At 68.8% G+C, this 12161-nt stretch carries 9 protein-coding genes; 3 read left to right on the top strand and 6 right to left on the bottom strand.

Going from position 1 to position 12161, the window contains the following annotated elements:
* Nucleotides 1–10: 10 nt before the first annotated feature.
* Complete coding sequence (locus DER72_RS13590; protein WP_110070524.1) at nt 11–1903, bottom strand: bifunctional diguanylate cyclase/phosphodiesterase; 1893 nt, start codon at nt 1901–1903, stop codon at nt 11–13.
* A 222-nt stretch (nt 1904–2125) separates the two neighbouring features.
* On the opposite strand from DER72_RS13590, the gene fabA reads away from it, so the two are divergent.
* On the top strand, nt 2126–2641 hold the full coding sequence (fabA, locus tag DER72_RS13585) for a 3-hydroxyacyl-[acyl-carrier-protein] dehydratase FabA (protein WP_110070523.1): 516 nt from the start codon (nt 2126–2128) through the stop codon (nt 2639–2641).
* A 14-nt stretch (nt 2642–2655) separates the two neighbouring features.
* Nucleotides 2656–3873 (top strand): beta-ketoacyl-ACP synthase I, encoded by a 1218-nt coding sequence (fabB, locus tag DER72_RS13580; RefSeq protein WP_110070522.1) that lies wholly within the window; start codon nt 2656–2658, stop codon nt 3871–3873.
* A gap of 142 nt (nt 3874–4015) precedes the next feature.
* On the opposite strand, the gene DER72_RS13575 is transcribed toward fabB, so the two are convergent.
* From DER72_RS13575 to DER72_RS13560, 4 genes are all read right to left on the bottom strand, one after another.
* Nucleotides 4016–4786, bottom strand: a complete 771-nt coding sequence (locus tag DER72_RS13575; RefSeq protein WP_110070521.1) for a 1-acyl-sn-glycerol-3-phosphate acyltransferase — start codon at nt 4784–4786, stop codon at nt 4016–4018.
* Complete coding sequence (locus DER72_RS13570; protein WP_110070520.1) at nt 4783–5676, bottom strand: sugar nucleotide-binding protein; 894 nt, start codon at nt 5674–5676, stop codon at nt 4783–4785. Before DER72_RS13570 ends, DER72_RS13575 begins: the two co-directional genes overlap by 4 nt.
* A 36-nt stretch (nt 5677–5712) precedes the next feature.
* Nucleotides 5713–6354 carry a single-stranded DNA-binding protein gene (locus tag DER72_RS13565; protein ID WP_110070519.1) on the bottom strand — a complete coding sequence of 214 codons (642 nt, stop codon included), beginning with the start codon at nt 6352–6354 and terminating at the stop codon, nt 5713–5715.
* An 85-nt stretch (nt 6355–6439) separates the two neighbouring features.
* On the bottom strand, nt 6440–7828 hold the full coding sequence (locus DER72_RS13560) for an MFS transporter (protein ID WP_110070518.1): 1389 nt from the start codon (nt 7826–7828) through the stop codon (nt 6440–6442).
* Nucleotides 7829–7989: 161 nt separating this feature from the next.
* Here DER72_RS13560 and uvrA point away from each other — a divergent pair, with 161 nt between their 5' ends.
* Entirely contained in the window at nt 7990–10908 is a 2919-nt protein-coding gene (gene uvrA, locus DER72_RS13555; protein ID WP_258306309.1) for an excinuclease ABC subunit UvrA, read from the top strand.
* On the opposite strand, the gene ltrA is transcribed toward uvrA, so the two are convergent.
* On the bottom strand, nt 10903–12161 hold a 1259-nt coding region (gene ltrA / locus DER72_RS13550), incomplete at its 5' end, for a group II intron reverse transcriptase/maturase (protein WP_110070517.1). The two genes, uvrA and ltrA, sit on opposite strands and share 6 nt — an antisense overlap.

Raw genomic sequence — 12161 nt, 5'->3', positions numbered from 1 at the left:
TTGCATGTCCCTATCCGGCACCCAACGCATCTAGCTCACCGGCGCCACCTCCGGCATCGGCCACGGCGAGCGCTAACGCACCTGACCCCGGCGGCTGACGGCGCGCCTCGAGGGCGGCGGCCGGCTCCGGCCGCGCATAGAGGAAGCCCTGAACCACGTCGCAGCCCGCGGCCCGCAGGAAGTCACGCTGCGCCTCGGTCTCGACCCCCTCTGCGATCACCTCCAGGTCCAGCCCTCTGGCCATGGCCAGCACCGCGGTGACGATGGCGGCATCGGCGCGGTCGCCGGGCAGGGCGTGAATGAAGGCGCGGTCGAGCTTGAGCTTGTCCAGCGGCAGCCGCTTGAGGTAGCTCAGCGAGGAGTAGCCGGTGCCGAAGTCGTCGATGGCGATGGGGTGCCCCAGCGCGCGCAGCGCCTCCAGGCGCGGGGCGATGTCGCCGGCGCGCTCGTCGAGCAGCACCGACTCGGTGATCTCCAGCCCCAGCAGCCGTGCCGGTACCCCGTGGCGGGCCAGCCCCGCGCTGAGCGCCGACTCCAGCTCGCCCTGGAACATCTGCAGCGCGGAGACGTTAATCCACACCGGCAGCTCGGGCATCCCCAGCCGGCGCCAGCGCGCCTGGCAGGCCAGCGCCTCGTCGATCACCCAGTTGCCCAGCGAGGCCATCAGGCCGTGGCGCTCGGCCAGGGGGATGAAGTCGGCCGGCGAAATCAGCCCGTCCCGGGGGTGGCGCCAGCGCAGCAGGGCCTCCCAGCCCACCAGGCTGCCGTCGTCCAGGCGGTGCTGCCCCTGGTAGTGCAGCTCCAGCTGGGCGCCGGTGGCCAGGGCGTGGCGCAGGTCATTGACCAGCCCCAGCTGCGGGCTCTCCTGCACGTCCAGGGCAGGGCGGAAGCGCTGGCTGTGATTGCGCCCATGGCGCTTGGCGGCGTAGAGCGCTGACTCCAGACGCTGGAAGAGGGTATCGGACTCGCGGCCATCCTCGGGGGCGCGGCAGCTGCCGATGGTGAGCCCCAGGCGCAGCGAGTGCCCCTGCAGCTCGAAGGGCTCGGCGAGGTGAGCGCGGAGGCCGGCGACCCACTTGTCGTGGTCGTCGAAGGTGGTGGTGCGGATCACCATGAACTCGTCGCCGCCCAGGCGCCCCACCACGCCGCCGGCCACGTGGTGGGCCAGGCGCTGGCCGAAGCGCGCCAGCAGCCGGTCGCCCTGCTCCACGCCGAGGGCGTCGTTGATCGCCTTGAAGCCGTCGATGTCGACCAGCGCGATGTCGAGGCTCTCCCCGGCGCGCAGGTGGCGCAACCGCGAGGCCATCAGGTCATGGAGGCGCCGCCGATTCGGCAGGCCGGTGAGGGGGTCCTCGAAGCCGATCCGGCGCAGGTCGCGCTCGCGCGCCTTGTGCATCGAAATGTCGGTGAACAGGCAGACATAGTGGCTGAGCCGCCCGCTGGCGTCGCTGATGGCCCGCACGCGCAGCCACTCGGGGTACTCGTCACCGTGCTTGCGCCGGTTCCACAGCTCCCCCTCCCAGCGCCCGGTGGCCTGCAGGGTCTGCCAGTAGCGCTCGAAGAAAGCGGTGTCGTGGCGCGGAGCCGCCAGCGAGGTGGCGTTGCGACCGCGCACCTCCTCGAGGCTGAAGCCGGTGATGCGGGTAAAGGCGGGGTTGACGGCGAGGATGCGGTTGGCGGCGTCGGTGATGATGACGCCATCCTCGGTCAGCGCCAGCGCCTCCTGGCCCAACCGGGCGTGCAGGTGCTCGCGGCGCACCTGCCGCCAGGCGTCCGCCAGGCCGACCGCTACCAGCGTCAGGGCCACGCCGCGCAGGAGCAGGTCGGGCAGCCAGAGGGTGGCCGTGAGGCCGACCAGGCCCACCCACAGCAGCGGGCGGTTGAGGGAGAAGGGTGGCCACATGGGTTGGCTCAGCTCGTGCGTGAATGGAGAAGCGCTCATCAGCCTAATCGGCAGAACGGACGTTTACTGTACCCCTTCGGGGCACCCGGCCATTCCACGCTGGCGTCGGAGATGGTCCCTCGGCGTGCATTCCCCCTGCGCGGACAGTAGACTTAACGCCAGTCGCCTGGCGGCGTCCTGTCGCCTGCCGTGCACAATAACTTCGACCTTCGGAATGACCCAGTGACCAAGCAACACTCCTTTGATCGCGAAGAACTGCTGGCCTGCTCCCGCGGCGAGCTGTTCGGCCCCGGCAACGCCCAGCTGCCTGCTCCCAACATGCTGATGCTCGATCGCATCACGCGCATCTACGAGGACGGCGGTGACAACGGCAAGGGCGAGCTGATCGCCGAGCTGGATATCCACCCCGACCTGTGGTTCTTCGACTGCCACTTCCCGGGTGATCCGGTGATGCCCGGCTGCCTGGGCCTGGACGCCATGTGGCAGCTGGTGGGCTTCTACCTCGGCTGGCTCGGCCATCCGGGACGTGGCCGGGCACTGGGCTGTGGCGAGGTGAAGTTCACCGGCCAGATCCTGCCCGATGCCAGGAAGGTCACCTACAAGATCGATATCAAGCGCATCATCACCCGGCGCCTGATCCTCGGCATCGCCGATGGCACCGTGTCGGTCGACGGCCGCGACATCTACCAGGCCAATGACCTGCGCGTCGGCCTGTTCACCTCCACCGCGAACTTCTGAATCAGGAGGCTCCCATGCGACGAGTGGTAGTCACTGGCCTGGGCATCGTGTCCTGCCTGGGCAACGACCGTCAGGCTGTTCTCGAGGCGCTCAGGGAAGGGCGCTCCGGCATTCGTTTCAAGGAGGAGTACGCCGAGCGCGGCTTCCGTAGCCAGGTGGCAGGCGTGGTCGACATCGACCTGGACGCGCTGATCGACCGCAAGCTGCGCCGCTTCATGGGCGATGCCGCGGCCTACGCCTACGTCTCCATGGCCCAGGCCATCGAGGACTCTGGCCTGGCCCCGGAGATGGTCTCCAGCGAGCGTACCGGCCTGATCGCCGGCTCCGGCGGCGCCTCCAGCGCCAACCAGGTGGAGGCCGCCGACGTCATGCGCGAGAAGGGCCTGCGCCGGGTGGGGCCCTATCGGGTCACCCGCACCATGGGCAGCACCGTCTCCGCCTGCCTGGCCACGCCGTTCAAGATCAAGGGCATCAACTACTCGATCTCCTCGGCCTGCGCCACCTCTGCCCACTGCATCGGCAACGCCATGGAGCAGATCCAGATGGGCAAGCAGGACATCATCTTCGCCGGCGGCGGCGAGGAGGAGCACTGGACCCTCTCCTGCCTGTTCGACGCCATGGGCGCGCTCTCCACCCACTACAACGACACCCCCGACAAGGCCTCCCGCCCCTATGACCAGGCCCGCGACGGCTTCGTCATCGCCGGCGGCGGCGGCATGCTGGTGCTCGAGGAGCTGGAGCACGCCCGCGCCCGCGGCGCGAAGATCTACGCGGAAGTGGTCGGCTACGGCGCCACCTCCGACGGCCACGACATGGTCGCCCCCTCCGGCGACGGCGCTGTGCGCTGCATGCGCCAGGCCATGGCCACGGTGGACGGCAAGATCGACTACATCAACACCCACGGCACCTCCACCCCGGTGGGCGATGTGGCCGAGCTCAAGGCGATCCGCGAGGTGTTCGGCGACACCACGCCGGCCATGAGCTCCACCAAATCGCTGACCGGCCACTCCCTGGGCGCCACCGGCGTGCAGGAGGCAGTCTACTCGCTGCTGATGATGGAGAACGACTTCATCGCCGCCTCGGCCAACATCGAGACCCTCGACGAGCAGGCCAACGGCTTCGACATCGTGACCCAGCGCCGCGACGGCGTGAAGATCGAGCGGGTGCTCTCCAACAGCTTCGGCTTCGGCGGCACTAACGCCTGCCTGGTGCTGGAGAAGTTCAGGGGCTGAGCTCAGGGACCGAGCTCAAGGAGCGAGCGCAAAAGCATGACTGGCCATAACGAGAACGGCGCCCCGCGGGGCGCCGTTCTCGTTATGGCCGGCGGGTGGCGGCAGCGGGGCCTGCCGGGCGGTCGGGCCGCACAGGGCAGGGTCAGCGCCTGGCGGATGCCTCAAGCGGAGCCGCCTCGGCCCCCGTGGCGGCCGGGCGCGGCACCTCGGAGATCTCGGCCAGCTGCGCCTCGATCCACGCCTCCGCCTCGGCCAGCACCTCCTCCGGCGTGCGGCCATCGGTCTCGATGGGCGGCCCCACCACCAGCGACAGCCGCCCCGGGTTCTTGACCCAGTGGCGCCCCGGCCAGCGCTCGCCGGCGTTGTGGGCCACCGGCACCACCGGCACCCCGGCGCGGCAGGCGATCACCGCCCCGCTCTTGTTGTAGCGCTTGCGGTGCCCCGGGGGCACCCGGGTCCCCTCCGGGAAGATCAGCACCGAGAGCCCCTCCTCCAGGCGCTGCTTGCCCTGGGTGAGCACCTGCTTCATGGCCCGGGCGGGACGGGAGCGATCCAGGGCGATGGGGTGCAGCAGGCGCAGCCCCCAGCCGAACAGCGGGATGCGCAGCAGCTCCTGCTTGAGCACAGTGCACACCGGCGGCTTGAGGATCTGCAGGTAGAGGGTCTCCCACTCGCACTGGTGGTTGGCCAGGATCACGCAGGGCCCCGCGGGCAGGTGCTCGCGCCCACGGATCTCGTAGCGCACCCCGCACGCCCAGCGAAACCAGACGGTGATCAGGTGATTGTAGACGTTGAGCAGGCGGTAGCGGCTGCCGAGCGGCAGCAGCGGTGCCAAGGGCAGGAAGAGCACCCCGCACACCAGCATGATCAGGAAGTAGCCGACGTAGAAGAGCAGGCTGCGCAGGACATTCATGGGGACGACGGCTCCTCCGGTGGCTCGGGGTCGCGACGGTTGGCCTCGCACCAGGCATCGAGCATCCGCCCCACCTCCAGCCGCCAGGGTTTCTGGTGAACGCCGAATACCTCCAGCACCCGCCGGCAGTTGAGCACCCGGCGCAGCGGATGGTCATGGTGGTGGTGCATGGCCTTCACCTCGCCCAGGGCGACCTGCTCGCCGAGCCCCTCGAGACGGGTGGCGAGCTGGGTGCGCACCACCGAGACGAAGGTGTAGACGCTGACCGGCTCGGTGCCGGCCAGGTGGTAGCTGCCCCAGGCATCGGCGCCGCAGTGCTGCTGCTGCAGCATGCCGATCAGCGCCATGGCCACGGCATCCGCCGAGGTGGGGCAGCAGGTGACGTCGGCCTCGCCACGCACCTCGCCGCCGGTGATCAGGGTATCGATCAGCTCGTTGAGCCAGGCATGGCCGCCCTCGAGGGCGAACAGGGGCCCCAGCCGCACGATCAGGTGGCGCGGACACTCGGCGCGGATGCGATCGCCGGTGGCCACCAGGCGGCGCAGGCTCTCGTCCCGGGGTCGCGGGATGACGTGCTCGTCGATGGGCTCGGCGAAGCCATCCTCGTAGAGCTGGTCGGAGACGCACCACACCAGCGCCACCCCGGCCTCCCGGCACACCTCCATGCAGCGCTCCACCGCCTCGGCGTGGGCGGTGACCTCCGCCGGCGCGGCGCGGATGGGACGCGACAGTGGGGGGATGACCAGCGCATCCGGCGCCACCTCGGCGAGCCGCTCGGCATCGATCACGCTGCCGGTGTCGATGACCAGCTCGGTATCGGTGCGCCGGTTGGCCTCACGGGCCAGGGCCAGGCTCAGGCAGTGGCCGGCATCCAGTATCAGCAGCTTCACTCGTGCTCCTCCCTGCGCCCGACGGGTCGCTCCGCCCTAGAAGGGAATCTCGTCATCGAAGTCGTCGAAGCTTCCCGGATCCGGCGCCCCGTAGTTGCCCTGCTGGTTGCCCTGCTGGGGCGGCGCGGGGCGCTGCTGGGGCTGGGCCGGACGCTGGGGAGCACCGCCACCCTGAGGCTGGCCGCCGCCGAAGTTGCCGGCCGGCTGAGGCGCGCCGCCGTAGCCGCCCTGCTGGGGCTGGCCGCCGAAGCCGCCGCCCTGCTGGGGCGCACCACCACCGTACTGGCCACCCTGATAGCCGCCCTGCGGGGCCTGGCCACCGCCCTGGAAATCACCGCCACCACGAGAGTCGAGCATCTGCATGTCGTTGACCACGATCTCGGTGCTGTAGCGATCCTGGCCGTCCTGGCCCTGCCACTTGCGGGTCTGCAGGCGACCCTCGACGTAGACCTTACTGCCCTTCTTGAGGTACTGCTGGGCGATCTCGGCCAGCTTGTTGAACAGTACCAGGCTGTGCCACTCGGTGCGCTCCTGGCGCTGGCCGCTCTGCTTGTCCATCCAGGTATCGGTGGTGGCCAGCCGCAGGTTGGCCACCGGGGCCCCGGAGGGCATGAAGCGAACCTCGGGATCCTGTCCCAGGTTGCCGATCAGAATGACCTTGTTGACGCCACGGGCCATGTTGGACTCCTTGCTGTCATGAATGCATGTGTCTGCAGGCAGGCCTGCAGGATGGCGCATCGCGCGCCCGCTTGCGAGTCGCGCTTCAGGCGCGCTCCTTGCCAGTATCGATCACCTTCGCCAGGGCCTCCTCGTCGAGGCGCCGGCGATCCACCTTGAGATAGGCCAGCCGCTCCTCGGGCACTACCAGCACGTCCTCCACGCCGGCCACCTCGGCGAAGCGGACCGCCAGGGCCTCGAGGGCCGCGCCCTGGTGCTCGTCATCCAGCGCCACCACCTCGCTGGCCAGGTGGGGCGGCGGGGTCATTCCCGCCATCAGCGCCAGCCACACCAGCACCAGCAGCCCGGCGCCGACGAAGACAGCGGAGAGCCCCCACTGCTGGGCCAGGAAGCCGCCCAGCACGCCCCCCAGGAAGGCGCCGAGGAACTGGCTGGTGGAGTAGATCCCCATGGCGGTGCCCTTGGCCCCGGCCGGCGCCAGCTTGCTGAGCATCGATGGCAGGGTCGCCTCGAGCAGGTTGAAGGCCACGAAGAAAAGCCACAGCCAGGCCAGCAGACCCCACAGGCTGCCGCCCAGGCCGGCCAGCCCGCCGAGGCTCAGGGCTATGGCAGCGATGGCGGTCAGACACATCGCCTTCATCTGGCGACGCTTCTCAGCCAGGATCACCAACGGCACCATGCCGAGGAAGGCCAGCAGCATCACGCCCAGGTAGGTGAGGCCATGATGCTCCACCGCGATGCCCGCCTCCACCAGCCGGAAGGGCACGGCGACGAAGATCGCCATCAGGATCAGGTGCAGGGCGAAGATCGAGAGATCCAGACGTAGCAGCTCGGGGCGCCCCAGGATGCGCCCCAACTGGGCGCGGTCGATCCCCACGTCGCGGTGGCGCAGGCGTCGCGGCGCCGGGGGCACCAGCTTCCACAGTACCACCAAGCCCAGGGTGGCCAGCACCGTGGTGAACCAGAACACCGCGGAGAGCCCGAAGGCGGCAGCCAGCCAGGGGCCCAGCACCATGGCCACGGCAAACGCCACGCCAATGGAGAGCCCGATGGTGGCCATGGCCGCGGTGCGCACCTGCTCGCGGGTCTGGTCGGCGAGCAGCGCCATGATGGCGGCGGCCACCGCCCCGCTGCCCTGCAGGCAGCGGCCGAAGATCACCCCACCGATGGTGTCGGCCTGGGCCGCCACCACGCTGCCGACCATGAACAGCACGAGGCCGAGGGCGATCACCGGCTTGCGGCCGAGGCGGTCGGAGAGCAGGCCGAAGGGGATCTGCAGCGCCGCCTGGGTCAGGCCGTAGACGCCCAGCGCCAGCCCCACCAGCAGCGGCGTGGCGCCGGCCAGGTCGTCGGCGTACAGCGCCAGCACCGGCAGCACCATGAACAGGCCCAGCATGCGGGTGGCGTAGAGGCCGGCCAGGCCGATGATGGCGCGCCGCTCGCTGGCAAGCAGCAGCCCGGAAACCTTTCGCATAGGGAGGATGACGTTCCATGCTCGGGCGCGAAGCGCCCTTGAGTGAATCGCCTATTCTAGCGGCTCGCCACCACCCAGGGAAAGCCGCGGCCCGGTGCCGCTTTGCCGCCGGCACGGCGGGGCCCGTATAATCGACCTTTTGCCGTGCGCCCGAGGTGGGAATGGACAGGATTCTGGTCAGGGGTGCCCGCACCCACAACCTGAAGGATATCGATGTCGAGCTGCCCCGCGACAAGCTGATCGTGGTCACCGGGCTCTCCGGCTCGGGCAAGTCGTCGCTGGCCTTCGACACCCTCTACGCCGAGGGGCAGCGCCGCTACGTGGAGTCGCTCTCCACCTATGCGCGCCAGTTCCTGTCGATGATGGAGAAGCCCGACGTCGACCATATCGAGGGACTCTCCCCGGCGATCTCCATCGAGCAGAAGTCCACCTCCCACAACCCGCGTTCCACCGTGGGCACCATCACCGAGATCTACGACTACCTGCGCCTGCTGTTCGCCCGCGCCGGCACCCCACGCTGCCCGGAGCATGGCGAGGACCTGGAGGCCCAGACCGTCTCCCAGATGGTGGACCAGGTGCTGGCGCTGCCCGAGGGCAGCAAGCTGATGCTGCTGGCCCCGGTGGTCAAGGGGCGCAAGGGGGAGCACCTGCAGCTGCTCGCCGAGCTGCGCGCCCAGGGCTTCGTGCGCGCCATGGTCGACGGCCAGGTGCTGGAACTCGACGACATCGCGCCGTTGGATAAGAACAAGAAGCACGACATCAGTGTGGTGGTGGACCGCATCAAGGTGCGCGAGGGACTCCAGCAGCGCCTCGCCGAGTCCTTCGAGACCGCGCTGGGCCTCGCCGACGGCGTCGCCATGGTGCACTTCATGGACGGCGAGCAGGAGGACATCACCTTCTCGGCACGCTTCGCCTGCCCGGTGTGCGGCTACTCCATCGCCGAGCTCGAGCCGCGCATGTTCTCCTTCAACAACCCCGCGGGCGCTTGCCCGACCTGCGACGGCCTGGGGGTGCAGCAGGTGTTCGACCCCGACAAGCTGATCAGCCACCCGCAGCTCTCCCTGGCGGAGGGGGTGATCAAGGGGTGGGACCGCCGCAGCGTCTTCTACTTCAATCATCTCAAGGCGGTGGCGGAGCACTACCGCTTCACCCTGGAGACCCCCTGGCAGGAGCTCGCCCGCCACCAGCGCGAGGTGATCCTGTATGGCAGCGGCAACGAGGAGATCACCTTCCACTACGTCAACGACCGTGGCCGCACGGTGAGCCGCCAGCACCCCTTCGAGGGTATCCTGCCCAACCTTGAGCGCCGCTACCGCGAGACGGAATCCAACATGGTGCGCGAGGAGCTGGCCCGCTACATCACAGTGCAGCCCTGCCCCGCCTGCGAGGGCTCGCGGCTGCGCCGGGAGTCGCGCCACGTCTTCATCGACGGGCGCAGCCTCCCGGAGATGGTCCAACTACCCATCGGCGAGGCCTGGGCCTACTTCAGAAGCCTGACGCTACCCGGCCGGCGTGGCGAGATCGCAGCAAAGATCATCAACGAGATCCACGCCCGCCTGGAGTTTTTGGTCAACGTGGGGCTCGACTACCTGACCTTGGCGCGCAGCGCCGACACCCTCTCCGGGGGCGAGGCCCAGCGCATCCGCCTGGCCAGCCAGATCGGCGCTGGCCTCGTGGGTGTGATGTACATCCTCGACGAGCCCTCCATCGGCCTGCACCAGCGCGACAACAGCCGCCTGCTCAAGACCCTCGAGCATCTGCGCGACCTGGGCAATACCGTGATCGTGGTGGAGCACGACGAGGAGGCCATCCGCGCCGCCGACCATGTGCTCGACATCGGCCCCGGCGCTGGCGTCCACGGCGGGCGCATCGTCGCCCAGGGAACCCCCGAGGCGGTGATGGCCAACCCCGACTCCCTCACCGGCCAGTACCTAGCCGGCACCCGGCGCATCGAGGTGCCGCCGCGGCGGACTCCCTACAACCCGGAGAGGGTGCTGCGCCTGGTAGGGGCCTGCGGCAACAATCTCCAGGAGGTGACCCTGGAGCTGCCGCTGGGGCTCTTTATCTGCGTCACCGGTGTCTCCGGCTCCGGCAAGTCGACGCTGATCAATTCAACACTGATGCCGATCGCCGCCCGCGAGCTCAACCACGCCACCCGCCTAACCCCAGCTCCCTACCAGCGCATCGAGGGGCTCGATCAGCTCGACAAGGTGATCGACATCGACCAGAGCCCCATCGGGCGCACGCCGCGCTCCAACCCAGCCACCTACACCGGCATCTTCACGCCGATTCGCGAGCTCTTCGCCGGCACCCAGGAGGCGCGCTCGCGGGGCTACAAGCCGGGGCGCTTCTCCTTCAATGTCAAGGGCGGGCGCTGCGAGGCGTGTCAGGGCGAGGGGATGATCAAGGTGGAGATGCACTTTCTGCCCGACATCTACGTACCCTGCGACGTCTGCAAGGGCAAGCGCTACAACCGCGAGACCCTGGAGATCACCTACAAGGGCAAAAGCATCGATGAGGTACTGGAGATGACCGTGGAGGAGGCGCTTTCATTCTTCTCGCCGGTGCCAGCCATCGCCCGCCGCCTGCAAACCCTGCTCGATGTCGGCCTCTCCTATATCCGCCTGGGGCAGAGCGCCACCACCCTCTCCGGCGGCGAGGCTCAGCGGGTCAAGCTGGCCCGGGAGCTGGCCAAGCGCGATACCGGCAAGACGCTCTACATCCTCGACGAACCCACCACCGGGCTGCACTTCGAGGATATCCGCCAGCTACTCACTGTGCTGCACCGCCTACGCGACCACGGCAATACCATCGTGGTGATCGAGCACAACCTGGATGTGATCAAGACCGCCGACTGGCTGGTTGATCTCGGCCCCGAGGGTGGCTCCGGCGGTGGGCGCATCATCGCCGAGGGCACCCCGGAGCAGGTAGCAAAGATAGCAGCCTCCCACACCGGGCGCTTCCTCAGCCCCCTGCTGGAGCGGGCTACCCCCACCGCTCCAGATCGGGTAGGGGCCGGGGTCGCCCCCGGCGCCCTCCCACACCACCGTACGTACGGTTCCGTATACGGCGGTTCATGAAGAACGGCTAAGCCCTCTTGCCGTATTGAGTACCGAGATCAGGCCCTGGCGCTCGAACCACTTCCGCGGTAGGGCCTGATTCATGTGCGAGGCGCCGGCATTCCACCAGGGGCCTCGCCCATTCCCCGCTGACTTCCAGGCACGCTGCTCGTCCAGACCCAGCGCCCTCAACTTGCGGCGCCGAGTCCATGGGCGCTTCCACTGCCGCCAGATCACGCAGCGCAGTCGGCGGCGCATCCATTGATCCAGCGCTTCCAGCGGACGCTTCACGTCGACGAGAGCGAAGTAGCTGGCCCAGCCCCGCAGGACCGGGGTCAATTCTTCGATAACGCGCCGTATGTGGCGCCCTCTTCCACGTCGGAGGATCTCACGGACACGCTGCATCAGACGTTGCAGGCTGGCCTTGGCCGGCGTCAGCTTCGGCAGCCTGTGCCGGGTCAACGTGTAGCCCAGATACCCCCGGTGCCAGGGTCGCTCCACCGCACTCTTGGCGCGATTGACGGTGAGCCTGAGCGAGTTCTCGAGAAAATCACTCAGACTGGCCATGACGCGCTCGCCCGCTCGCCGACTCCTGACATACACCTGCATGTCGTCGGCGTAACGGCAGAAGCGGTGACCCCGGCGTTCCAGTTCCTTGTCCACGTCGTCCAGCAGGATATTGGCCAGCAGCGGACTGAGTGGCCCGCCCTGGGGCGTTCCCTGCCGGCGTGGCGCGGTCAGGCCATCCTGAAACATGCCGGCTTCCAGATAGCGGCGGATCAGGCGCAACACCCGCTTGTCGCGGATGCGGCGCGCGACCCGTGCCATCAGCAGGTCGTGATTCACCCGGTCGAAGAAGGCTTCCAGGTCGAGGTCGACCACCCAGCGGTGGCCGGCGGTGACATGCTCCTTCATCGCCGAGACGGCCTGCTGGGCACTGCGCCCCGGCCGATAGCCGTAACTCGATGCGGAGAAGCCTGGATCGAAGATCGGCGTCAGCACCTGCAGCAGCGCCTGCTGGATCAGCCGGTCGGTGACCGTGGGGATGCCGAGCTGCCGGGTTCCTCCCTTGGGCTTGGGAACCTCGACGGCTCGGACTGGGCTGGGGTGGTACTCACCGGCCAGCGGCCGCTCGCGCAGCGTCGGCCAGTGTTGCTTCAGGTGGTCGGCCAACTGCTCCACCGTCATGCCATCGGCACCCGGCGCCCCCTTGTTGGCGACCACCCGTTGGTAAGCCCGCGCCATGTTAGCCTTCTCTACCACGGCCTCCATGA

Source organism: Halomonas sp. A11-A (assembly GCF_003182195.1).
Taxonomy (GTDB): domain Bacteria; phylum Pseudomonadota; class Gammaproteobacteria; order Pseudomonadales; family Halomonadaceae; genus Halomonas; species Halomonas alkalicola.
The sequence above is the reverse complement of the archived record's forward strand: the minus strand, read 5'-3'. Positions and strand labels throughout refer to the sequence as shown.

Coding starts and splice junctions, on each gene's coding strand:
- DER72_RS13565 (WP_110070519.1), bottom strand. CDS start 6,354: ATGGCCCGTGGCGTCAACAAGGTCATTCTGATCGGCAACCTGGGACAG.
- fabB (WP_110070522.1), top strand. CDS start 2,656: ATGCGACGAGTGGTAGTCACTGGCCTGGGCATCGTGTCCTGCCTGGGC.
- uvrA (WP_258306309.1), top strand. CDS start 7,990: ATGGACAGGATTCTGGTCAGGGGTGCCCGCACCCACAACCTGAAGGAT.
- DER72_RS13575 (WP_110070521.1), bottom strand. CDS start 4,786: ATGAATGTCCTGCGCAGCCTGCTCTTCTACGTCGGCTACTTCCTGATC.
- DER72_RS13590 (WP_110070524.1), bottom strand. CDS start 1,903: ATGTGGCCACCCTTCTCCCTCAACCGCCCGCTGCTGTGGGTGGGCCTG.
- DER72_RS13560 (WP_110070518.1), bottom strand. CDS start 7,828: ATGCGAAAGGTTTCCGGGCTGCTGCTTGCCAGCGAGCGGCGCGCCATC.